The organism is Neorhizobium tunisiense (assembly GCF_039631515.1).
Lineage (GTDB): Bacteria > Pseudomonadota > Alphaproteobacteria > Rhizobiales > Rhizobiaceae > Neorhizobium.
In genome coordinates this window covers 220528-243945 of record NZ_JBDIUU010000002.1, presented here as the reverse complement: position 1 = coordinate 243945, position 23418 = coordinate 220528, and the positions used below count along the sequence as shown (strand labels likewise).

Annotated in this window: 24 protein-coding genes; 2 read left to right on the top strand and 22 right to left on the bottom strand. The window is 63.2% G+C overall.

Features of this window, described 5'->3' with window-relative positions; all coding sequences use genetic code 11:
* Positions 1 to 130: 130 nt before the first annotated feature.
* Both ABCW43_RS10245 and ABCW43_RS10240 read left to right on the top strand, forming a co-directional pair.
* Positions 131 to 313 carry a NepR family anti-sigma factor gene (locus ABCW43_RS10245; protein ID WP_345925409.1) on the top strand — a complete coding sequence of 61 codons (183 nt, stop codon included), beginning with the start codon at positions 131 to 133 and terminating at the stop codon, positions 311 to 313.
* Positions 310 to 876, top strand: a complete 567-nt coding sequence (locus tag ABCW43_RS10240) for an RNA polymerase sigma factor (RefSeq protein WP_037077490.1) — start codon at positions 310 to 312, stop codon at positions 874 to 876. Before ABCW43_RS10245 ends, ABCW43_RS10240 begins: the two co-directional genes overlap by 4 nt.
* A 31-nt stretch (positions 877 to 907) precedes the next feature.
* Here the strand turns inward: ABCW43_RS10240 and ABCW43_RS10235 are convergent, their stop codons facing one another.
* The 22 genes from ABCW43_RS10235 to ABCW43_RS10130 form a co-directional block, all read right to left on the bottom strand.
* On the bottom strand, positions 908 to 1252 hold the full coding sequence (locus ABCW43_RS10235; protein ID WP_345923831.1) for a hypothetical protein: 345 nt from the start codon (positions 1250 to 1252) through the stop codon (positions 908 to 910).
* Positions 1253 to 1452: 200 nt separating this feature from the next.
* Positions 1453 to 1884, bottom strand: a complete 432-nt coding sequence (locus ABCW43_RS10230) for a hypothetical protein (RefSeq protein ID WP_345923829.1) — start codon at positions 1882 to 1884, stop codon at positions 1453 to 1455.
* A 23-nt stretch (positions 1885 to 1907) separates the two neighbouring features.
* A complete protein-coding gene (locus ABCW43_RS10225; protein WP_345923827.1) occupies positions 1908 to 2255 on the bottom strand; it encodes an ElaB/YgaM/YqjD family protein in 348 nt (115 codons plus the stop codon).
* Positions 2256 to 2473: 218 nt separating this feature from the next.
* Positions 2474 to 3868 (bottom strand): amidase, encoded by a 1395-nt coding sequence (locus tag ABCW43_RS10220; RefSeq protein WP_345923825.1) that lies wholly within the window; start codon positions 3866 to 3868, stop codon positions 2474 to 2476.
* 21 nt (positions 3869 to 3889) lie between these two features.
* Positions 3890 to 4708 carry an ABC transporter permease gene (locus ABCW43_RS10215; protein ID WP_345923823.1) on the bottom strand — a complete coding sequence of 273 codons (819 nt, stop codon included), beginning with the start codon at positions 4706 to 4708 and terminating at the stop codon, positions 3890 to 3892.
* Between the two features lie 11 nt (positions 4709 to 4719).
* Positions 4720 to 5670, bottom strand: a complete 951-nt coding sequence (locus tag ABCW43_RS10210) for an ABC transporter permease (RefSeq protein ID WP_345923821.1) — start codon at positions 5668 to 5670, stop codon at positions 4720 to 4722.
* A 192-nt stretch (positions 5671 to 5862) separates the two neighbouring features.
* On the bottom strand, positions 5863 to 7383 hold the full coding sequence (locus tag ABCW43_RS10205) for an ABC transporter substrate-binding protein (RefSeq protein ID WP_445738922.1): 1521 nt from the start codon (positions 7381 to 7383) through the stop codon (positions 5863 to 5865).
* A gap of 154 nt (positions 7384 to 7537) precedes the next feature.
* Positions 7538 to 8467, bottom strand: coding sequence for a LysR family transcriptional regulator (locus ABCW43_RS10200; RefSeq protein ID WP_345923817.1), 930 nt, complete (start codon positions 8465 to 8467; stop codon positions 7538 to 7540).
* 81 nt (positions 8468 to 8548) lie between these two features.
* A complete protein-coding gene (locus ABCW43_RS10195; protein ID WP_345923815.1) occupies positions 8549 to 9298 on the bottom strand; it encodes an ABC transporter ATP-binding protein in 750 nt (249 codons plus the stop codon).
* Positions 9295 to 10140, bottom strand: a complete 846-nt coding sequence (locus ABCW43_RS10190) for an ABC transporter ATP-binding protein (RefSeq protein ID WP_345923813.1) — start codon at positions 10138 to 10140, stop codon at positions 9295 to 9297. Before ABCW43_RS10190 ends, ABCW43_RS10195 begins: the two co-directional genes overlap by 4 nt.
* Positions 10137 to 11081 (bottom strand): ABC transporter permease, encoded by a 945-nt coding sequence (locus ABCW43_RS10185; protein ID WP_345923811.1) that lies wholly within the window; start codon positions 11079 to 11081, stop codon positions 10137 to 10139. Before ABCW43_RS10185 ends, ABCW43_RS10190 begins: the two co-directional genes overlap by 4 nt.
* Positions 11078 to 12082, bottom strand: a complete 1005-nt coding sequence (locus ABCW43_RS10180; protein WP_445738938.1) for an ABC transporter permease — start codon at positions 12080 to 12082, stop codon at positions 11078 to 11080. Before ABCW43_RS10180 ends, ABCW43_RS10185 begins: the two co-directional genes overlap by 4 nt.
* Before the next feature lie 80 nt (positions 12083 to 12162).
* Positions 12163 to 13806 (bottom strand): ABC transporter substrate-binding protein, encoded by a 1644-nt coding sequence (locus ABCW43_RS10175; protein ID WP_345923807.1) that lies wholly within the window; start codon positions 13804 to 13806, stop codon positions 12163 to 12165.
* A 44-nt stretch (positions 13807 to 13850) separates the two neighbouring features.
* Positions 13851 to 14900 (bottom strand): dipeptidase, encoded by a 1050-nt coding sequence (locus ABCW43_RS10170; protein ID WP_345923805.1) that lies wholly within the window; start codon positions 14898 to 14900, stop codon positions 13851 to 13853.
* A 92-nt stretch (positions 14901 to 14992) separates the two neighbouring features.
* Positions 14993 to 15670 (bottom strand): phosphoribosyltransferase, encoded by a 678-nt coding sequence (locus ABCW43_RS10165; protein ID WP_345923803.1) that lies wholly within the window; start codon positions 15668 to 15670, stop codon positions 14993 to 14995.
* 9 nt (positions 15671 to 15679) lie between these two features.
* Positions 15680 to 17467, bottom strand: coding sequence for an adenine deaminase (locus ABCW43_RS10160; protein ID WP_345923801.1), 1788 nt, complete (start codon positions 17465 to 17467; stop codon positions 15680 to 15682).
* A complete protein-coding gene (locus tag ABCW43_RS10155) occupies positions 17464 to 18405 on the bottom strand; it encodes a nucleoside hydrolase (RefSeq protein ID WP_345923799.1) in 942 nt (313 codons plus the stop codon). The genes ABCW43_RS10160 and ABCW43_RS10155 overlap by 4 nt, the downstream gene beginning before the upstream one ends.
* 11 nt (positions 18406 to 18416) lie before the next feature.
* The gene (locus tag ABCW43_RS10150; RefSeq protein ID WP_345923797.1) at positions 18417 to 19442 is read right to left on the bottom strand and encodes an ABC transporter ATP-binding protein; all 1026 of its coding nucleotides are present in this window, start codon (positions 19440 to 19442) and stop codon (positions 18417 to 18419) included.
* Complete coding sequence (locus tag ABCW43_RS10145) at positions 19435 to 20217, bottom strand: ABC transporter permease (RefSeq protein WP_345923795.1); 783 nt, start codon at positions 20215 to 20217, stop codon at positions 19435 to 19437. Before ABCW43_RS10145 ends, ABCW43_RS10150 begins: the two co-directional genes overlap by 8 nt.
* Positions 20214 to 21056 carry an ABC transporter permease gene (locus ABCW43_RS10140; RefSeq protein WP_345923793.1) on the bottom strand — a complete coding sequence of 281 codons (843 nt, stop codon included), beginning with the start codon at positions 21054 to 21056 and terminating at the stop codon, positions 20214 to 20216. Before ABCW43_RS10140 ends, ABCW43_RS10145 begins: the two co-directional genes overlap by 4 nt.
* A 170-nt stretch (positions 21057 to 21226) precedes the next feature.
* Positions 21227 to 22261 (bottom strand): ABC transporter substrate-binding protein, encoded by a 1035-nt coding sequence (locus tag ABCW43_RS10135; protein ID WP_345923791.1) that lies wholly within the window; start codon positions 22259 to 22261, stop codon positions 21227 to 21229.
* Complete coding sequence (locus ABCW43_RS10130) at positions 22258 to 23343, bottom strand: LacI family DNA-binding transcriptional regulator (RefSeq protein ID WP_345923789.1); 1086 nt, start codon at positions 23341 to 23343, stop codon at positions 22258 to 22260. Before ABCW43_RS10130 ends, ABCW43_RS10135 begins: the two co-directional genes overlap by 4 nt.
* Positions 23344 to 23418 lie beyond the last annotated feature (75 nt).

The following is a 23418-nucleotide window of genomic DNA, read 5'->3' as shown; positions in this document are numbered from 1 at the left end:
TTATGAACGTGAGCCTGGAAAAAAAGTTCCGCAAGAGTGGAACTTTTTTTGCCGCCAGGAATTCCTTTGCCCGACGATATCGCAACAGGCTGCCCGCGTGATGAGTGACGACAACAGAAAAAAAGAAGAGATGACAGAAACCCAATCCCACGAAGTCCGACCCGGAGCGGTGCCGCCGAACGCATCCATTTCCCGCAAGTTACGGGACTTCTACGACGCGGTACAGGAAGAAGGGATTCCAGATCGTTTTCTCGATCTTCTCGAGCGCCTGGAGCAAGCGGAGAAGAATGCCAAACCGGTGAACGCAAAATGAGTAAGGAAGACGAGATCGACGATCGCGGCTTCAAGCGCGACCTTCTCGCGTCGCTGCCCAACCTGCGTGCATTTGCCGTATCCCTGACAGGCCGGCACGACAAGGCGGACGACCTTGTTCAGGATACGATCATGAAAGCCTGGGCAAACCAGACCAGCTTCACCGCCGGCACCAATATGCGGGCGTGGCTGTTCACCATCCTGCGCAACGAATTCTACAGCCAGATGCGCAAGCGCGGACGCGAGGTCCAGGATAGCGACGGCCTGTTCAGCGAGCGGTTCTCAGTCCATCCGGAACAATACGGCCGGCTCGACCTGCAGGATTTCCGCAAGGCGCTCGACAAGCTGCCCGACGATCAGCGCGAAGCGATCATCCTGGTGGGAGCTGCCGGTTTCGCCTATGAAGAGGCGGCTGCGATCTGCGGCTGCGCCGTCGGCACGATCAAGAGCCGTGTTTCCCGCGCCCGCACCCGCCTCCAGGAGCTGCTTGGCGTCTCCGGCGAGGGCGATTACGGCCCGGACGCAGGTGACGCGGCAATCACCTCCCGCGCCTTCGGCAGCTGATCCTCTAAACTCCAAACTCGAAAGACGCCGCTCACAGCCGGGCGGCGTTTTTGACGGCGGCGACGAGATGGTGGTCGTTGAACGGCTTGGCGACGACGGTTACTCCTTCCCAGCCTTTGACACCCTCCATATCCGCAGCACTGAGCGTGGTGAAAACCAGTCCCGCCCCGCAGGCTCTCAATCGAAGCGCGACATCCTCGCTCTCCCCGCGGATCAGGGCTGAATCGATGACCACGACGTCGAACAGGCCTTGCTCCAGATCCATTGCATAGGTGCGCGGCGTTGCGACCTTAACCTCACAGGAAAACGCCTCGGCGAGCACGGTCTCCACTTCCATGGCCACCAGAAACTCCCGATCGACAACGAGGATTCGCAACAACAAGGTCCGCCCAAATTTCCACAACGAAATTCGGCTAGATCATCGAGAGAGCCCGTGGTCATTTACAAAAGACACAGGACGCCCACTATTGTTCGCGGGAGCCTTCTTTCGTCGGGGGGAGACCTTGGAAGATCGCGGAGTGCGACCGCCCGCGCAAAGGCAGGCGGTCGTTGATATGGCCGTGCGGCAAGATTTGCTTACTCGGCCGGCTCGGAATCACGGCGACCCGAGGCGCCCAGGGTCTTCGTTGCGAGGAAGCCAAGGCCGCCGACCACCGCGACGAGCAGCAGCGGGCGGGATTTGATGAGCAGCGGCAATGCCGTCAGAGCCGCCGTCATCATCAGCGCCTTGGAACTGTTGGAGGCTGCGGCTTCCCGTTTGCGGCGCTGTTCGGCACCGTTGGCGATCACGATCCACAGATAGACGGCGAGTGCCAGCACAAGCGCGCCGCCGGCGACTGCCAGCAACGCCATCGGCGCCCCCCATATGCCGGCGAGATAGACGGCAAGCGCCGCCACCAGCAACCCGTAGGCGGTCAGCAGGAAAAGCAGCACCAGCGCGTAGAGGGCCGCGTTTCTTTTGAGCCTGCGCGTGAACGCCGCGACATCCATCGCGGCGAGCGAAGCCAACAGGGGACCAAGTCCTGCCATCATCAGCGGCGCGTCAGCAGCGCGAAGAGGAAGCCGACGCCGGCTGCGATGGCGACGGCCTGGATAGGGTTGGTGCGAATCTGACGCTCCAGGTCCCTTTCCATCGACAACGCCTGATCGCGCGCAGCTTCCACCATCTGCATCGAGGCATCGGCGGCGTCGCTGGCGACGCGACGAGCCTTGCCCTTGTATTCGCTGGCCTTCTCGGTGCCGACCGCGGCAACGCTGCGGGTAAGCGCTGCGATATCGTCCCGGAGCTGCTGGATCTGGGCTTCGACATCCTTGCTGGCTGACGAATTCTGGCCTGTGCCGTTGCGGGCGAAGTCGGTCGTGGGATTGGCTGCGGGCATATCGGATCTCCTGTTTTGCGGACCTTAGAGGATGCGCGCCGCGGAAGGCTTTGCGCGAAATCAACGGCGACGGAAACGTGAAACGGGATCGGTCTTCCCGAGCGAGCGGCACACGCTACCCGCTTCACGGTCCTTTGCCGCCGTTGAACGCAGCAAAAGCGCGATTGTTCCCCAGCGCGGTCGCACCGAAGCAGAAATCACCCGAAAGGTTGGAAAACTCAGGCGCCCGGCGGCTCCGGCCAGGCGGAAATCCCGCCGGTCCATTGCTCGAAGGCCCTGGAGAGTTTCAGCACGAGCAGATCGTCGTAGCGTGGGCCGACGATCTGCAGGCCGATCGGCATGCCGGATTTCGAGAAACCGCAATTGATCGACGAGGCCGGCTGTTCCGACATGTTCCACGGCACCGTGAAGCCGATATGCTCGAAAGGTTTGGCGGGATCGTTGGTCGGCGACGCCCATTCCGCCGGATAGGAAACGATCGGATTGGTCGGCGAGATCACCGCATCGACGGTGGTGAACAGCTTTCCGCAGGCCTTGCGCATCTCGATCGTCTGGTTAAAGCCGCGCACCGCCTCGACACCGGAAATGTAAGTGCCGCCTTCTGCCCACTGATAGATATAGGGAAGGATCAGCGCCCGCCGCTCCTCCGGCATCTTCTCGATGTCGCCCCAGAACCGCGAGCGCCAGAAATTGTCGAGACCATCGAGCATGACGCGGGTCATGACCGGTTCGACCGGAATGACGGTCGCGCCCGCCTCCTCGAAACGTCTGGCGGCGGCCAAGACCGCATCGCGGACCTCCTCATCGACGGCAAGGCCGATGCCTGCATCGAGCATCAGGCCGATCTTCAAACCCTTCACATCCACGTCGAAATCCAGCCAGTCGAAATCGTTGGGGGGCAGCGAAGTCCCGTCCCGCCAGTCCGGACGCGACAGCGTCGCCATGGAAAACGCGGCATCCCCGACGGTGCGGGTCATCGGCCCGGCGCAGCGGCCGACATAATAGGGATCGACCGGGATGCGGCCCTGGCTCGGCTTGAAGCCGAACAACCCGGTCCAACCGGCCGGCAAACGCACCGAGCCGCCGATATCGGTGCCGATATGCAACGGGCCAAAACCAGCCGCACCGGCCGCCGACGCGCCGGCGCTCGAACCGCCGGGGTTTTGGGTCAGGTCCCACGGATTGCGGCTGAGGTGGTGGAAACTCGACAGGCCGGAGGAGAGCATGCCGTAATCCGGGCATGTGGTCTTGGCAAAGATCACCGCGCCGTCCTCCCGCATCCGCGCGGCAATCGGCGCATCCTCGGCGGCGGGCGTGAGTTCGACCGCCGCCGTGCCGAGCGGCACCGGCTGGCCCTTGGTGGCGATCAACTCTTTCAACGTCACCGGAATGCCGTCCAGCGCGCCGAGCGTTGCGCCCTTCATCCAGCGATCGGTGGAGGCAGCGGCCTGCGCCCGCGCACTCTCGGGATCGTAGAGGTAGAGCGCCTGCACATGCGGTTCGAAGGCGGCGACACGATCCTCGACCGCCAGCCAGTATTCCGAGGGCGACAACTTCTTGGTCGAATAGAGATCGAGCAATTCTCGGATCGTCAATTTCAGCAGGTCATTCATGGCAATATCTTCGTTTCGAAATCAGGAATTGTCGCGGGGATCGAGAAGATCGCGCAGGCCGTCTCCCAGCATATTGAGGCCGAGCACGGCAAGCGCGATGGCGAGCCCCGGCATCAGCGCCAGCCAGGGCGCCTGCCCGAGGAAGGTCTGCGCGTCGGCCAGCATCCGCCCCCAGGTGGGCGTCGGCGGCGGCATGCCGAGGCCGAGGAAGGAGAGGCCGGCTTCGGTCAGGATAGCGAGGCCAAGCTGGATCGTTATTTGCACGATAATCTGGTTGGAGATGTTCGGCAGCACATGCACGAGCGTGATCTTGGCTTTCGGCCGGCCCATGCTGACGGCGGCGGTGACATAGTCCCGCGTCCAGATCTGCAGCGCTGCACCGAGAGCGAGCCGCGCGAAGACCGGCACCATGAAGGTGCCGATGGCAATGATCGCCGTGAACCGGCCCGATCCGATGAAGGCGCCGAGCATCATCGCCGAGAGAATTGGCGGAACCGCGAAGATGATGTCGCAGCCGCGCATGACGACGAGTTCCAGCCAGCCTCGCCGCATGGCGACGACGACGCCAATGGCCGTGCCGACGCTTGCGCCGAGAAGCACGGCGAGGATGGAGGTCGACAGCGAATTCCAGGCACCGACCATCAGCATCGAGGCCACGTCGCGGCCGAACTGGTCGGTACCGAGGAGACCGAAGTCGAGTGGTGCCTTCAGCTTATGGACGATGTTCATCTTGGTCGGCGGAAACGGCGTCCAGACGAGCGACAGGAGCGCCACTGCAAACAGCGCCAGCGTGATGACGAACCCGATGAAGAAGACGGGGCGGCGAAGGGTTTTCCTCATTGCGCCCCGCCTCATTGTGCATTGGCCCTGAGGCGCGGATCGACAACCAGATAGGCGAGGTCGACCAGGAAATTCATCAGGATCACCAGGGCCGAGAAGAACAGGACGACATCCTGCATGACGATAATGTCGCGCTGGGAGAGCGCCTGATAGGCCAGCCGCCCGAGCCCCGGCAGGTTGAAGACGTTCTCGACCAGCACTGCGCCGGCGATCAGGAAGGTGAATTGCAGGCCGAGCATGGTGAAGACCGGCACCAGCGCATTCGGCACCGCATGCCGCCAGATGGCGACGCCCTCGCTCAGGCCCTTGGCGCGGGCGGTACGCACGAAATCCTCGTTCATCACCTCGAGCACCGCCGCGCGCGCCACGCGGGTCAGCACCCCGGCCTGCGGCAAGGCGAGCGCCACCGCCGGCAGGAGGAGCGCCTTGAGGCCAGCAACAAGCCCCGCGTCCCAGCCGGGAAATCCGCCGGCCGGCATCCAGCCAAGCATGGTCGAGAACAGGATGATCAGCAGCAGCCCGACCCAGAAGGCCGGCACTGCGATGCTGATATAGGAGAACAGGCCTGCGACGAAATCAAAAAGCCCGTTGTGCTTGCGCGCCGCCTGCACCCCGAGCGGGATGGCGACCGCGACCGAGAGGACAATGGCGATCAGCGCCAGCGGCAGCGTGACCGCGAGGCGCTCCGCAATCAGCCCCGCGACCGGCACGCCATAGGTATAGGACTGCCCCAGATCGCCCCGGAAGACCCCTCCGAGCCAGGCGAGGTAACGCACCGGCAGCGGCTGGTCGAGACCCAACTGCTTCTGCAGCGCGGCGAGCGTTTCCGGACTCGCCGAGGTACCGAGCATGATCGCCGCCGGATCGCCGGGCAGCAGGTCCATGACGGTGAAGATCAGCAACGAGACGACGAGCAGCGTGATGGCGAGGCTCAAGGTACGGCGGATGAGGATGGAGATCATGGGCGGCGCGCTTCCACTGGTCTCCCCCCTTGCGGGGGAGACGTCATCGGAGATGACAGAGGGGGGTGACGCCGCGAACTCAATTGTCGAAGAGTATGTCGCAGCACCCCCCTCTGCCCTGCCGGGCATCTCCCCCGCAAGGGGGGAGATCGGTATGCCGCACGCGCCCTACTCCGATTCATAGCTGGAACTTCACTCTACCCAATAAACATCCGTGAGCACGTTCGAGGGGATCGGTTCGTTTTCCCAAAGCCCCTTCACCTTGCCGTCCCACACCCCGAGCTTCGGCATCACGAACAGGAACAGCGACGGCACGTCGTTGGCGAGAATGGTCTGTGCCTCGCCGTAGAGCTTTTCCTGTCCGGCGGCATCGGAGGTCATCTCGACCTTTTTCAGCACCTCGTTGAAGGCCGGGTTCTTGTAGTTGAAGTAGTAGGGGTCGCGGGAATAGATGTCGATGTCCATCGGCTCTGCGTGGGCGACGATGGTCATGTCGTAGTCGGCGGCCTTCAGCACGTCGGCCACCCATTTCGCCGGGAATTCGGTGGTCTCGATGTTCATCGTCACCCCGATTTCTGCAAACATCGCCTGCAGAACCTGCGAAGTGCGCTGCGCATAGGCCATCTGCGGCGCCTTGATGGTGAAGGTGAAGCCGTTCGGGAAGCCGGCCTCGGCGAGCAGCGCCTTCGCCTTGGCGGCGTCGTAAGGATAGACGCCGGTCAGGTCCTTGTAGCCGCGGTCGTTCGGCGTGTAGTGGCTGCCGATCGGCGTGCCGAAACCGGACCATGCGCCCTCGACGACAGTGGCGCGATCGACGGCCATCATCAGGGCCTGGCGGACCTTCTTGTCGCTGAACGGCTTGCGGGTATTGTTCATGCCGGCGACGACCTTGAGCTCGGTATTGCCGATGACGGTCGTCAGCCGCTTGTCGCCCTCGAAGGACTTGATCAGTTCAGGTGCCCCGAATTCCGGGAAGGCATCAACGTCGCCGGCCTTCAGCGCCGCGGCCTGGGCCTGCGGATCGCTGATGAAGCGGAAGGCGGCGGTATCGAGCTTCAGCGAGACGGCCTTGTTCCAATAGTCCGCATTCTTGGCGAGATCGACCTTGGAGCCTTTCGACCAGCTGACGAACTTGAAGGGGCCGGTGCCGATCGGGGTCGTCTTGTTGTCGGCGGCCGATTTCGGCTCGACAATCGTCGATGACGGCCAGCCGAGCCAGTAGAGCAGGCTTCCGGCCGGCTGCTTGAGCTTCAGGACAAGCGTCGAAGCATCCGGCGTTTCGACAGTGTCGATCGAGGCGAAATAACGCTTCTGCGGGTTGACGGAATCCGCGCCACGGGCGCGGTCGATCGAGAACTTGGCGACCGAACTGTCGAAGGCGACGCCATTGTGGAACTTGACGCCCTGGCGGAGCTTGAACGTGTAGGTCAGGCCATCCGGAGAGATCTGCCAGCTTTCGGCAAGCTGCGGCTTGATCTTGCCGTCCTTGTCGATGGTCGTCAAACCCTCGAAAATGTTCTGCCAGGTCACCTGGCCGATCGCGACTGGTGCCGCAACCGTAGGATCAAGCCCGGCCGGCTCGATTGCCATGCCGACTGTGATCGCGGTCTTCGCCGCCGCCTCGGCGCCCGTCTGGCTCAAAAGCAGGCCCGTGCTCATCGCAAGGCCAAAAGCTGCACTCTTCAATATCGTAGCAGAGCCCAAAAGCGTCATCCTGCCCATCCGTCATCCCCTTTTTTTTGGAACGAGACCCGCCTGATCGGCACCTGCGGGATCGTCGATTGCCAAAAGTGTGTCATTTCGCAGGTGCACACACAATGCAGAATTTTGTGTGCTCTGTGTAGCCGAAAACGCTACACCAACACATTTAAGCAGATGCTCTCTTAGGCGCCGATTTGCGCGCGTCGGCACCGCGCATGAAGCGTTCGATGAAATCGACCAGCTTGCCCGCCGCAAACGAGAGCTGGCGGTCGGGCGCGACGCAGAGATCGATCGGCGTGCGCACCGCCTTGCCGGCGACGATCGGCACCGCGGCCAGCTGGCCGGCATCGATTTCCCGCTGCACCGCAAGCGCCGGCAAAAGCGTCACCGCCGCTCGGCGCAATACCAGCTCCTTCAGCATTTCCAGGGAGCCGGTGACGAAAACCGGATCGAGTTCCAGCCCGTCCTTGGTGAACAGCTCCTCGAAGGCCTGCCGTGCCCCGAAATTCTTGTCCGGCAGCGCGAGCGGCATGCGGACGAGATCGCGCAACGTCAGTTCACTTGCGGCGGCGGACGGATGGTCGGCCGCCATGATGACGTCATAGGTGATCTCGGAGCGCAGCCGCACCTTCACCCCGGATATCTTTGGCGCAAACAGCGTCACGACCAGATCGGCCTCGGCGGCGGCGAGCGCCTCCACCGCCTCGCGGGCGCTGGTGATCGCCACCTCGAAACGCAGCTTCGGATAACGAAGGCTGAATTCCGCAAGCACCGGGGCGATCAAGTTGGCGACCGTCGCGCCGTTTGCATAGATCACCACCTTGCCGCGCTGCAGGCCCTGCAGGTCGTCGATCAGTTGGTGCACGTGTTCGAGTTCGCGCAGCGTCCGCCCTGCCCGCGCCGCCAGCAGCTCGCCGGCCGCCGTCAGCTTGATGCCGCGATTGCTGCGCTCGACGAGCGGCGTCCCGAAATAATGTTCGAGATTCTCGATCTGCCGGGAGACCGCGGTCGCCGCCACGTTGAGATTCTCGGCTGCCGCCCGCATCGAATTGGTGCGGACCAGTTCGTCGAAATACATAAGCGCCCGAAGCTGCATGCGATCCTGCCGGCTGAAGCATGTCGCCCGAAAGCGGGGACCGATTTCGGGATAACGACATACGGAATATCAAGACACCCGTCAGCCTCGGCGGAAACCTTCGCTGGCGACGAGCAGTTGGCGGGTATAATCGGCGGAAAATTCGCGATTTTCCAGCGCTTTCCGCGGCACCGTCTCGACAACCTTGCCGGTTTTCATCACCGCCAGCCGTTCGCACATATGGCTGATGACGCCGAGATCGTGGCTGACCATCACGAAAGTGAGGTTGCGGTCGCGACGCGCCTGTTCGAGCAGGTTCAAAATTTCCGCCTGGATCGAGGCATCCAGCGCTGAGGTCGGCTCGTCGAGAAGCAGGATCTTCGGCTCCACGATCAGCGCCCGGGCGATCGCGATACGCTGTCGCTGGCCGCCGGAGAGCTGGTGCGAATAACGAAACCGGAAACCCGATCCGAGGCCCACTTCGTCAAGCGCCCGGTTGATGCGCGTCTCGATATCGGTGAAACCGTGGATGACGAGCGGTTCCAGCAGCAGGCGGTCGACCGTCTGGCGCGGATGCAGCGAGCCATAGGGGTCCTGGAACACCATCTGGACGGTGCGGTAGAATTCCTTGTCGCGCTTGCCGCCGGAATAGGGGCGGCCGTTGACACTGAGCGTGCCCTGGTCGAAGGAGACAAGGCCCGAGACTGCACGCAAAAGGGTCGACTTGCCGGACCCGGATTCGCCGACGATGCCGAAGGATTCGCCCGTGCCGATATCGAAGTTCACATGATCGAGTGCTGCAAACTCATCGTATGTGACGACCATGTCGCGGATGGAAAGAGCCGATGTCATAGCGCCCACTCCGGCTTGCGATCGAGCATGGGCAGCGGATGCCGGTCCGAACCGATGGTCGGCAGGCAGTTCAAGAGCCCGCGCGTATAAGGATGCTGCGCATCGGCCAGGTTGGCGGCAGGCAGTTCCTCGACGATCCGGCCGGCATACATGACGATGACGCGGTCGCAGAAGGAAGAGACGAGCCTGAGATCGTGGGAGATGAAGATCAGCCCCATGCCGCGATCGGCCACCAGCTTGTCGAGGATATCCAGCACTTCGAGCTGCACGGTGACGTCGAGCGCAGAGGTCGGCTCATCGGCGATCAAGAGTTCCGGGCCGCAGACCAGCATCATGGCGATCATTGCCCGCTGGCCCATGCCGCCGGATACCTCGTGCGGATAGAGCGAAAAGACCCGCTCGGGATCGTTGATCTGCACGGCCTCCAGCATGGCGAGCGCCCGGGCCTTGGCCGCCGAGGTCGATATCCGCTCATGCGTTTTCAGCGTTTCGACGATCTGCCGGCCGATGGTCATCACCGGGTTCAGCGAATATTTCGGATCCTGCAGGATCATCGCCACCTGCTTGCCGCGCAAATGCCGTCGCTCACGCGCCGACATGGTCAGCAGGTCCCGGTCGCCGAAGGCGAGCTTGCGGGCCGTGATCTTCGCATGCCCGGGGGTCAGGCCCATGATCGCGCGGCCGGTCTGCGATTTTCCGGAACCGGATTCCCCGACGATGCCGAGCCGTTCACGGCCCAGCGCAAAGGAGACGCCGCGCACGGCCTGCACGTCGCCGGTACGGGTCGGAAAGGTGACGCGCAGATCTTCCACCGTCAGAAGCGGCTTGGCTGGCGTTGTCATTGGCCTGCCTCCTTCGGATCGAGCGCATCACGCAGGCCGTCACCGAGCAGGTTGAAGCCGAGGCTGACGATCAGGATCGCGACACCCGGCATGGCGGCGACCCACCATTGATCGAGGATGAAGCGGCGGCCGGACGCGATCATCGCGCCCCATTCGGGAAGCGGCGGCTGGGCGCCGAGGCCGAGGAAACCAAGGCCTGCGGCGGTGAGGATGATGCCGGCCATGTCGAGCGTGACACGCACGATCAGCGACGAGAGACAGAGCGGCATGACGTGGCGCAGCACGATACGGAAGGGAGATGCCCCCATCAGCTTCACCGCCGAGATGAATTCCGAATTGCGGAAGGTCATCGTCTCGGCGCGGGCGATGCGCGCATAGGGCGGCCAGGAGGTGACGGCGATCGCGAGGATCGCATTCTCGATGCCGGGACCGAGGGCCGCAACCAGCGCCAGCGCCAGCACCAGCTTCGGAAAGGCAAGAAAAATGTCGGTGATCCGCATCAGCACCGCATCGATCCAGCCGCCGGCATAACCGGAAACCGTGCCGACGATCAGGCCGATGGGTGCGGCGATGATCGCCACAAGCGCCACGACCAGCAGGGTCAGCCTCGAGCCGTAGATGAGACGGGAGAGAATGTCCCGGCCCTGGTCGTCGGTGCCGAGCAGGTAACCGGGTGTACCGGGCGGCAGAAGGCGGGCATTCATGAGATCGCCCTGCACCGGGTTATGGGGCGCCAGCACGTCGGCAAGCGCCGCAACCACCAGCAGTAGCACGATGATGACGAGGCCCAAGAGGGCAAGTCGGTTCTCCGCGAACCGGCGCCAGATCACATAGGCGCGGCCAAGCTGGGCCTGGCGGCGCGAAGCGGGCCGGTCGGACAGCAGCCACTCGCGGCTATAGGGTTTTGGGGTCTCGTCCAGGGCGATTGAGGGCCGGCTCATCGGTTTCGTGTCCTGGGGTCAAGCGTCCGATACAGAAGGTCGGAGAAGAGATTGATGCTGACGAAAACGACGCCAATGGCGATCGTGCCGCCGAGCACGGCGTTCATGTCGGCATTCTGCAGCGAATTGGTGATGTAGAGGCCGAGCCCTGGCCAGGAGAAGATGGTTTCCGTCAACACCGACCCCTCGAGCAGACCCGCATAGGACAGTGCGATGACCGTCACCAGCGGCACTGCCGCATTGCGCAATGCGTGGAACCAGATGATCCGCGTCTCCGACAGGCCTTTGGCCCGCCCCGCAACCACATATTCCTGCGACAGCTCGTTCAGCATGAAGGAGCGGGTCATACGGCTGATATAGGCAAGCGAGAAATAACCGAGCAGCGACCCTGGCAGGATGATGTGACGGAACAGGTCCCAGGCGACGTCCCACTGGCCCTGCCAGATGGCGTCCAGAAGGTAGAAGCCGGTAATCGGCGTGAACGTGTATTCGTAGACGATGTCGATGCGGCCCGGATAGGCAACCCAGTTGAGGCGTGCATAAAAGAGCACCAGCGACAGCAGGCCCAGCCAGAAGATCGGCACGGAATAACCGATCAGGCCGATCACGCGAACGATCTGGTCGGCGATGCTTCCCCGCTTGACCGCCGCCAGCACCCCGAGCGGCACGCCGATAAGCGCCCCGATGATCGTGCCAATCGTGGCAAGCTCGATCGTCGCCGGGAACACCCGGGCGATATCGGCCATCACAGGATTGGTCGTCAGCACGGACGTACCGAAATCACCCGTCACGGCCTGTTTGAGATAGATCCAGAACTGCTGGTAGAGCGGCAGATTGAGACCCAGCTCTTCGCGCACCCTCTCCACGACATGCGCCGGCGCCCGGTCGCCCACTATAGCGAGCGCCGGATCGATCGGCACGACGCGGCCGATAAAGAAGGTGACGGCAAGCAGGCCGAGGAATGTGGTGGCCGCGGTCACGATGAACCGCAGCACTGCCATTGTGGAAGACGATGCACGGCGCCGTCTGCGCCGTGTCGCGGCTGTCGTATCGATCAAGGTCAAGGAAGCGGCCTTTCAGGCTATTCCTTCGACACCGTATAGACGAAGTTCGTATCGAAGCTCGGGCCAAGCTTGAAGTTCTTGAGCTTGGGCGAATAGCCGGCGACTTCCGTCTGCTGGAAGATGAGGACGAACGGGCTCTGCGCCAGAACCTTCCGCTGCAGGTCTTCATAGATGGCGGCGCGCTTGCCGGCATCCTTTTCGAGCAGCGCACCCTTGGCGGCGTCAGAGAGTTCCTTCGGAACCTCCCAGGCATTGCGCCAGGCAAGCGTCTTGGTCTTGCCCCCGTCCGAATTGTCGGGGTTGATCGTGAAGGTCTCGGCGTTCGAGTTCGGGTCGAAATAATCCGAGCCCCACTGGCCGATATAGATGTCATGCGTGCGGGCGCGGAATTTGGTCAGCGTCTGCTTGCCGTCGCCGGGGATGATCTCGAGCTTGATGCCGGCTTGCGCCAGCGTCTGCTGCACGCTTTCGGCAATGCCGGTCACCGGCTGGTTATTGCGCACATCCATGCTCACGGTGAAGCCGTCCTTGAAGCCTGCCTTTGCCAGCAACTCCTTGGCCTTGGCCACGTCCAGCTTGTAGGGATTTTCGTTGAGCGCGCCGAGCTGGCCCTTGGGAAGGAACGTCTGGTGGATCTCGCCGATGCCCTTGATCAGCGTCGCACCGATCGCCTCGTAGTCGACAAGATACTTGAAGGCTTCGATCACTTCCGGCTTGGCCAGGTTCTTGTTCTTCTGGTTGAGGCTGAAGTAATAGACAGTGCCCTTGGGTGCCGACGTGAGCCGGATGCCGTTCTTCTTCTGAACCGCATCGAGATCGCCCGGCTCGAGGTTGCGGGCAACGTCGATATCGCCGTTTTCAAGCGCCAGGCGCTGGCCCGAGCTTTCTTTCATGTGACGGTAGATAACCCGCTTCAGCTTCGGTTTTTCGCCGTAGTAGTTGGGGTTGACCTCCATGATGACGGCTTCGTTTGCGCGCCAGGCCATCGTCTTGTATGGCCCGGAGCCAGCATAGCCGGTCTTCATCCACTCATTGCCGAAATCCGTGTCGTATTTGTAGTCGGCATTCGGCGTCATCTTCTTGGCATGTTCCATCACGACCTTCTTGTCGACGACGGAAGCGACCGTGGCGGTCAGCACGTTCAGCACGAAGCTCGGGGCATAGGGCTTGTCCACGGTGAATACGAAGGTCGTATCGTCGGTGGCCTTCGCCTTTTCTGCGACATTGTCGCCCGTCAGGCCGAATTGGGTGAGCAGGAAGGCCGGCGACTTGTCGAGCTTGACCGCGCGCTCGAAGGAATAGGCGACATCGGCGGCGGTGATCGGGTTGCCGGACGCGAATTTCAGGCCGGATTTCAGCTTGAACGTGTAGGTGAGGCCGTCGCCAGACGTAGTCCAGCTCTCGGCCAGGTCGCCGATCACCTTGGAGGTATCCGCCGGGTCCAGCATGACGAGCTTGCTGTAGCAATTGGCGGTGATCTCGGCAGTCGACAACTCGAACGCTTCGCCCGGATCAATCGTGATGATGTCGTCGATCGCAAAGCCTTCGACGAGCGTATCGGCCGGCGTCGCGGCAAAGGCCTGCGGTGCCACCGATAGCAGCAGCCCGAGTGCCACGCTGGTGGACAACACTCGAAGGTTCTTGTTGAGCGAATGGATCATGTAAGTTCCCCTGTTTTTGTTCGTTCGAACTTTGGAAAAGAAGCCTATTCGTGCCAGGCCTTCCCCAAAACTCTGAGCCAGTTTTCCCGGCATAGCTTTTTCAACTCTGCGTCAGCGTAGCCCGCTCGCTTGAGCGCCGCAACCAGATTTTGATTGCCCGCAGCATCATGTATTTCTTCAGGAATCGAGGCGCCGTCGAAGTCCGATCCGAGCGCTACGTGATCGATGCCCATGCGTTGCACCATGTGGTCGATATGGCGCACCATGTCCGAAAGCGGCGTCGCGACATTGTCGCGGCCGTCGGGGCGCAGCATGGTCACGGCATAGTTGAGGCCGACGAGGCCGCCACTCTCCTTGACCGCGTCAAGCTGGCGGTCGGTGAGGTTGCGGGCGACCGGCGTCAGCGCATGCGCGTTCGAATGGCTGGCGATCAACGGCTGGTCGGAGGTCTTCGCCACATCCCAGAAGCCCTTCTCGGTGATATGCGCCAGATCGATCAGGATGCCGAGCGTGTTGCAGGCCCTGACCAGTTCGAAACCATGGTCGGTAAGGCCGGGGCCGGTGTCGGGAGACATCGGATAGGCAAACGGCACGCCATGGCCGAAAATGTTGTGGCGGCTCCAGACCGGGCCGAGCGAACGCAGCCCGGCGGCGTAGAAGACCTCGAGATTGTCGAGATCCGGATCGATCGCCTCGCAGCCTTCCATGTGCATGACGGCGGCAAAGATGCCGTCGTCCATCGCCTTGCGAACCTCCGCCGTCGTTCGGCAGAGCCGCCAGGCGCCGGCGCGGTCGAGTCGCAGCGCGATCGATGCCATTTCGAGCGCAGTCGTCAGCGACGGAAGATGATCGAGCGGGACAGACAGCGGCGTGACGTAATGGCCGTTCTGATCGGGTTCTTTCAGAACCAGTTCGCCGGACGGGATATAGATGGCGCAGAGACCACCGGCGAGCCCGCCAGCCTTGGCACGCGGCCCGTCGATATGGCCGCCTTGCGTGCCCTTGGCAAACTCCGCGATCGGATCGCCGCCCGCCTTCATGTTCCGCCAGAGCCGCAGGAGCACGTCGTTATGGCCGTCGAACACCAGTTCCATGAAGTCTATTCCCGATTTTCTTGTGAAAGTTCCAAGGTGAGCAATGCGCCGATCCTAGTCCGCCGATCCTCTTTCGCAAGCCGGAAAACGCGTCAGGCCGTCCAGTTCCCCTCGCCCGCCTTCTTCAGCATCGGAGTCCTGAAAACGCCCGCTACCCGCGGCCGCCATTGCGGACCGAACGCATCGAGCTTGTCGTGCCAGCGCTCCGACTGCAGCATGGCAGCGCCGATAACCACCGGCTCGATGCCGAGCGAGGCCATAAGCGTGAGCCCGGAGACGATCGAGGTGCCGCTGGAAATCACGTCGTCGATCAACGCGACGCGTTTACCCTTTATCAGCGGCAGCATGCGCGGATCGACATAGAGGCGTTTCTGCTGTTCGGGAGTGGTGATCGAAGAAAGTGGCACCGAGAGGCTCTCGTCGTACCAGAATTTTCGCGAGGTCCCGAGCGGGACGTAACGGGCGTAGCCGAGGGCACGCGCAACGGCGGCGGCGAGCGTCAGGCCGAGCGTCGGCAGGCCGACGATGACTTCCGGGCGAAAGGCGGCGATCTTCGGCGCCAGATCGGCGGCAAGCACGTCCTGAACGTCGAAACTCGCCTGGTTGACGATCAACGACGCCAGCGCATGTTCGCCGTCGGCCAGCGGCCGGATCGGCAACCGGATCTGGCGGCCGTCATCGAGTGTCGCCGGGTAGAAGCCGGAAAACGGCCCTGCCCGCTCGAACGAACCCATTGGGTAGACGTCCTGCCAGAAATCATGCGGCTGCATTCGCTTTTCCTATTCGAGAATTTCGAGGATCGGCGATTCCAATAGCCTGCCGGTGGCGACATCGGCAATGCCGCGATCCGTCTGGTGCGGCCCGGGATTGCAGGCAAGCGTCGCGCCGAAACAGGCCTTGAAGACGAGATAGGGCGGTTGCCAGTCGACAATGCGGTCCATGACAGCGCGGATGTCTCGGAAGCCCTCAGCAACCTCCGGCATCGGCGCTTCGGAGACAAGGCCGGAAAGAGGCAGCGGCAACAGGACTTCGACCTTGCCGCCGGTTGCAACCGCCATGCCGCCGCCGGCTTCGATCACCGCATTGGCGGCGGCTGCCATGTCGGCCGGGTCGGACCCGAAGACGGTGAGGTTATGGCTGTCATGGGCGAGCGTGGTGGCGAATGCGCCCGTCCAAGTGCCCCAGCCAGTCAAGAACCCAAGACGGGTGCGGCTGTCGGCCCGGCCGTGGCGGTGGGTCACGGCGATCAACGTCGTGCCCTCCGGGGGTACCACGTAACCATCGACGACATCCGCATCCGTCTGCCCCCAGTTCGTGAAGCGTGGACGATCGATCGTCGCCAGCCTGACTTTGCGGCCCTCGGCGGGCAGCTTGAAATTCCCCGCCTGAAGCGGCTTGAGCTTGACCGAATCCTGCAGGACGCAGGGGTCGGTCGTAGGAAGTTCGACGGTCATGACGCCGTCACGCGCGATCAGCGTACCGCTGGCAAAGACATGGCGGGCACGGAAATCCGTGAGATCCTCGAAGAGGACGATATCGGCCCGGCGACCGACGGCGATCAGTCCAAGGTCGGCGCGGCCAATGCGGGCCGACGCGTTCAGGGTAGCCGCCTGCAGCGCCCATTCCGGTTTCATCCCGTAGCGCACCAGCCGGCGCACCACGTCGTCGAGACCGCCGCCCTCAACGAGATCGTCCGGGAAGACGTCGTCGGTGCAGAGCGTCACCGTCTGCGGCAGACGGCCGAGCGCGTTGAGCGCCTCGACGAATTCCGGCAGCAGGTGATCGTGCGAACCGCGCATCTCTATGGTCAGTCCGGCACGCAGCTTCGCCATCAGGTCGGCGGCGGAGACGAGCTCGTGGTCGGAGGTGATGCCCGACGCCATGAAGGCGGCGAGGTCCGGCCCGGCCAGACTGCGGGCGTGGCCGCAGACCAGCTTTTCCGACACCAGCGCCGCCTGCACGATGCCACTCATGCGCGGATCGCGGTCGATGACACCGCGCATGTTCATGACCTCGGCAAGCCCGCCGATCTTCGGCCAGAACAGCATTTCCTCGATCGTCGCCGCGTCGAAATCGGCGCCGGCCATTTCGAGGCCGGGCGCGGACGGCACGCAGGACGGCGCCAGGACCACGGCGCGCAGAGGCAGCGGCTTCACCGCCTCCAGCGCCCAGGCGACGCCTTCGGTCCCGTGCACGTTGCCGAATTCATGCGGATCCCAGACGATGGTCGTCACGCCGCGCGGCAGCACGGCGCCGGCATAGGTCGCCGGCGTCACCATCGAGCTTTCGATATGCATATGCGTGTCGATGAGGCCGGGCGACATGAACGTCCCCGTCGCGTCGACGATCTCGGCGGCATCCAAACGGGAACCGGCCTCATGGACGCTGGCGATTACCGGCCCGACGAGACCGATATCGGCGAGGCGTAATTCGCCCGTCACCATGTCGACCAGCGTGCCGCCCGATATCAGGATGTCGAACGGCGCATCGCCGCGCGCGGCGGTGACGGCGCGGTCACGTAAGGCCGGTTCGGTAAATTCCTGTACGCTCGAGATGATACTCTTCACCAGCTTGCCTCTGCCCGCAGTGTTTCAAGAATGATGGCTCTCGCCTTCTCCACGTCGATCTCGACGCCATAGGCAGCATTGAATTCGCCCCGGCCGGCGCGCGTCTCGACGACGGTCCGGCCTCGCGTCAGCGTGCCGGAAAGTTCGACATCGAGGCGCGCCTCGCGCCAGGCGACATGTTCGGGAAAGACGAAGGCAACGGCTGCGACCGCATCGTAGAGCGCCATGGCCGGGCGACCGCGGCTGGTGGCGATGGCGACGAAACCGGCGAGAAGATCCGCGACCAGCTCCGCATTGCGCCCGCCCGCCGCCCGGATCGGCGCGACGTCGTCCGGCGCGCAGAGAACCTTGCGGCAGAGGTCGAGGTCGACCATCCGCAACGGGATCTTGTGGGCGAGCACGATCGCCAGCGCTTCCGGGTCGGCAAAGGCGTTGAACTCGGCGGATGCCGTATGGTTGCCGGTGGTGACACCGCCGCCCATCCAGGTGAGATCGGTGATCTTGGCCGCAAGATCCGGCCGGGCGAGTGCCACCGCCGCGATATTGGTAAGCGGGCCGAGCGCCATGATCCGGCGTTCACCCGCCTCCTCACCATCACCCTTGCCCTTTTCGAGCCAGGCGCAGAGTGCTTCGAACGCATCTACGTGGAATGCGTCCGGTGCTTCCGGCAGGGCCTGGCCCACGGTCGGGATGCCGGTCTGGCCAAGCACGTTGGTCGCGGTTTCCAATCTGCCGAGAACCGGCGCGGCGCGGCCGACATGCACCGGGAACGGCCAGACGAAGGCGGAGGACGCGCCGGCCGCGTTTTTACGGACGTGTTCGATTGGCGCATTGCCATAGACCAGCGAAACACCGTCGATGCCGAGCCCCGCATGCGCGGCGACCATGATCGCGGCGATGTCGTCGAACCCCATGTCGGTGTCGATCCAGATACCCATATCGACCAGCCTCACACAAATCGGGAAAGAGGAGCGGCGCGTTCCGCCGGCAGGTCGAAGGTGAGAGCATCGCCGAGCACATGCGCCGGCTGGCTTGCCTCCACCTCGGCCTTGATCGGGCCAAACGCGGTGTCGAGCAGATATTCTCGGCTATCGCCGGCAAACGATGTACCGCGCACGGTGCCCTGGAAAGGACCTGTCCCCAGGGTCACCATACGCGGCCGCCAGGCAAGACCCGCCGCTGAAGGGGCCTCACCCGAGAGATCGATGAGACCTGCGCTGGTCTTCATCTTTCCGTTTTCGATCGGGAAAATGTTTTCGAACCCGACAAAGTCCGCCACGAAGGACGATGTCGGGCGGTTGTAGATGTCTTCCGGCGAACCGATCTGCTCTATCTTACCGCTCTTCATGACCACAATGCGGTCGGCGAGCGCCAAAGCTTCGGCCTGGTCGTGGGTGACGAAGATCATCGTCACGCCGGTCTCCTTCTGGACGCGCTGCAACTCGGTGCGCATTTCCAGCCGCAGCCGGGCGTCGAGATTGGAGAGCGGCTCGTCGAGCAGCAGCACTTTCGGCTCCATCACCATCGAGCGGGCAAGCGCAACGCGCTGTTGCTGGCCGCCGGAAAGCTCCGCTGGTTTGCGGTTGGCGAAGGCGGACAAGCCGACGGATTTCAGGCCGGACTGGACCTTGGTGTCAAGCTCGGTGCCGCGCATGCCCTTGAGCTTCAGCCCGAAAGCGACGTTCTCGTAGACGGAGAGATGCGGGAACAGCGCATAGGACTGGAACATCAGGCCGACCGCACGCTTGTTGGCGGGCACGCGGGTAATGTCAGCGCCGTCGAGGCGGACATGACCGCTTTTGACCGGCAACAGGCCCGCAATGGCGCGCATCGTCGTCGTCTTGCCGCAGCCCGACGGGCCGAGCAGCGCGATCAGTTCGCTCTTGCGGATGTTAAGATCGAGGTTCGCCACGGCGACGGAATCGCCATAGGCGAGCGTCAGCTTTTCAAGCGAGAGATAGGACGCGTCAGACATAGCGGGAGAACCCCAGGAAACGTTCGGCGATAAAAACGATGCCGATGGAGAGGAAGGCGAGCAGCGAAGAGAGCGCTGCGACGGACGGATCGAAGACGATTTCCATATAGGCGATCATGTCGACCGGCAGGGTGCGCACGCCCGGCCCCGAGAGGAACAGCGACACCGGCACCTGGTTGAAGCTAGTGACGAAGCCGAGGATGAAGGCCGACATGATGCCGCCGCGGATGTTCGGCATCACCACCCGGAAGAAGGCCCCGAGCCGCGACGAGCCGAGCAGAACCGCCGCCTCCTCGATATCGGAGCGCAGGTTGTCGAGGCTGGCCGACACGACCCGCACCGCATAGGGCAGCACCAGCGCAGTATGGGCGAGGAACAGCGCCAGCGTGATACCGACCTGGAAGGGCACGACGATATAACGCAAGAGCGCCAGGCCGACGATGATGCCCGGCACGATGATCGGCGCCGAGACGACGGTGCGAACGATCTCCGCTCCCGGCAGCTTGTAGCGCGACAGGGCGTAGGAGGCCGGAATGCCGAGGATGAGCGCCGCCGCCGTGCCACCGATCGCGAGAAACAGCGACATGCCGAACGAGGCGCGGAAACTTTCCACGGTAAACACCTTGGCGATCCAGCGCAGCGAAAAACCCTGCGGCGGGAAGGCAAGCGTTTCGCCGGCCGAGAAGGAGGCCGCGACGATGATCAGGAACGGCCCGATCAGGAAGGCGATCACGAGAAAGAGCGTGACCGGGATGAAGAGGCTGCGCGCCGTCATTGCGGGCTCCTCTGCTTGTTGCGTGCCGTGGCGACGCGTTTGAGGAGAATGTTGGCGGCAAAGCTCATGACGATCAGGATGAAGGCAATGACGCTCGCCGCGACGAAATTGTTGGAGACCGAAACCTGCTGGTAGAGCAGCGTTTCGAGCATCAGCACCTTGGAACCGCCGAGAATGGCGGGGGTGATATAGGCGGTCAGCGAGCCGGTGAAGACCAGCGTGCCGCCGATCACGAGGCCTTCCTTGGTGAGCGGCAGCACGACCTTCCAGAACACCTGGAACCAGTTGGCGCCGAGCACTCGGGCCGCCGGAATGGCGTCCTTCGGCATGTTTTCGAGCGCCGAGATCAGCGAGATGATCATCAGCGGCAGGAAGAGCTGCAGGAGGCCGATGAAGATCGCCGTTTCGGAAAACAGGATGCGCAGCGGCGCTTCAGTGATGCCGAGCGCTAGGAAAGCCTGGTTGACGATGCCGGTGCGGCCGAGGATGACGATCCAGGCATAGGTGCGGGCGACCGGGGAAATCATCAGCGGCAGCACGACGAGGCCGGTGACCTTGCCCTTGGCGCCGGGCTCCAGGCTGACGATCGCGAACGCCGCCGCATAACCGATCACAGCCGAGGCAACGGTAACGAGAGCGCCGAGCCTGAGCGTGCGCAGGAAGACGGCCTGGTTCAGCGGATTGGAGAAGAAATCCGTATAGGCGGAGATCGTCCAGCCGCCGGTCGGCACGCGAAATCCGTCCGATAGCAGGATCACCACGGGCACGAGAAACACCGCCGCCGCGAAGATCGCGGCCGGCAGCGCAAGTGCCAGCGCTTCAGCCCTGTTCTGGAACATTGGTGGTGGTCTCCGCTATCGTCCGGTTGAAGCACAGCCCCCTCATCCGCCTGCCGGCACCTTCTCCCCGCTGGGGAGAAGAAATATGCCGCGCCGTCGCCGCTCCTCCTCTCCCCTCGAGGAGAGGGTGGCCGAGCGAAGCGGAGGCCGGGTGAGGGGGTGCTTCTCTCTTACTGCCCGACCTTCTCGTTCCAAGTCTTGAGCCATCCGGCGCGGTTGTCGAGGGCGACGGCGGACGGGATCAGCTTCAGGCTCTTTGCGGTTTCCTCGCCATAGGTGAGGTTGTTGGCGATCGCGTCAGGCAGCTTGACGTCCTTGTTGGCCGGGCTGTCGATCAGCTTTTCGGCGAGCTTGGTCTGCACCTCGGTGGACAGCCAATAATCCATGAACTGCAGCGCCAGCTCCTTGTTCTTGGAACCCTTGGTGGTGATCATGACGTTCATGCCGCCGGTCTGGCCTTCCTTCGGGGTGGCCCAGGCGATCGGGAAGGCGAGCTTGGTGAAGGGAGCCCAGGTGAAGCGGCCGATCGGCGCCGCCCAGATTTCTTCCTGCTGCATCAGCTGCACGAGCTGCGAGGACTTTTCATAGAAGGTGACGATCTCGGCCTTCTTGGCGCCGACCGCTTCGATCGGAGCCTTGAGGTCAGCCGTGTCCTTGGCCAGAGCAAGGCCCAGCATGTAGAGCGCCGGCGGGCCCTGGTTGGTGGTGACATTCGGCCATGCGACATGGCTTGCATATTCCGGCTTCAGCAGATCGGCCCAGCTGTCGATCTTCATCTTGTCGGAGCGATAGGCGATCGAGGTGGCGTAGAACGTGTAGCCGACGCTCATGCCGTCCTTGTTCGGGTCCTTGGCGACGTCATAGAGCTTGCCGAAGTTGGAGAGCTTCGAGGTATCGACCTTGTCGATCAGGCCGGCGCGGGAGGCGGCAAGCGCATCGGCCATCGAAACGACGGCCATGTCGACAACTGGGTTGGCCTTGTTGGCTTCCATCTTGGCGAGGCGCTCGACGCTGTTGCCGGTCTCGACGACCAGTTTGCAGCCGCAGATCTTCTGGAAGGGATCGTAGACGATCTGCTTGTATTCGTCCTGGGCCAGCGCATAGACGGAAATCGTCAGCGTCTTTTCCTGGGCCAGGGCCGGGGTTTGCGCGGCACCCAGGGTGAGCATCAGGGCGGCGCCCGACGCAAGAATGACCTTGTTCATGATGTGACTTCTCCTGCTGTCGGTTTGTTGGGGGTTCTGGCATGTAAATTCGGTGCGCCACCGGCGTGCGGAGCACCCGTTGATTGGCGCACGATGAGCTGCATCGGGACCCGGTCGGTCTCGGAGGTCACATTTCCGGCAAGCGCCTCTTCCTCGTCGCCTTCCTCCTCGATGGCGCGGATGAGGGCTGCGATCGCCAGGTCGGCGATCGTTGCCATGTCCATGCGCACGGTGGTGAGCGCCGGCGTGACGACCGGGGACCAGATGAGATCGTCGAAACCGGCGACGCTGACCATTTCCGGCACGCCGATGCCGGCGCGCTGCAGTTCCGTCAACGCCCGAAGCGCCGAAAGATCGGAGACAGCCGCAAAGGCCGTAAAACCCGCCCTGGCCTTGTCCGCCAGACCGAGCGGGCAGCCTTCGCCCGAAACCGCCTCGACCTTCTCGATCCACATCGTATCGCATTCGACATCCGGCCCGAGGCCCGCCTTCAGCCCGCCGATCCGGTCGTTCTGTACGTTGGAGAAGGCGCTGGTGCCGATCAGCAGCACCTTGCGATGGCCGAGTGAAACGAGATGCCGGCCCATCTGGGCGCCACCTTCCCAGTGATCGGCGGAGACCGTGTTGCCGGGGGTGGAGGGCGTGTCGATGACTGCGACGGGGCAGCCGATATCGGCGATCCGCGTACCGCGCCGGGGCACGATGACCATGCCATCGACGCCGCGTTCCAGAAGCCGGCCGATCGCCTCGGTCTGCTTGGCGATATCGCCGCGGGAGTCGGCGATCAGAACGCCGTAACCGGCATTCGAGGCGGCGTTCTCGATCGCCTGGGCAATCTGCGGGAAGAGCGGATTGGCGATATCGGGCAGCACGAGGCCGAGCACGCCGGTGCGGCCGGTACGCAACGCCCGCGCGGTGAGGCTCGGCACGTAACCGAGCTCGCTTGCCTTGGCCCGCACCTTTTCGATGAGCTCCGGCGACACGCGTCCCTTGCCGGAAAGCGCATTCGACACGGTCGCAGCCGACACGCCAAGCGCGGCGGCAATTGCGCTCATGTTGGAGCCGGGACGGGGTGAAGCCATGGCAGTCTCTGATTAAACGTTTAAGCACGCATACTTTGATGAAAAGGCTTTGTCGAGTCGTTTGTAATTGCGGAC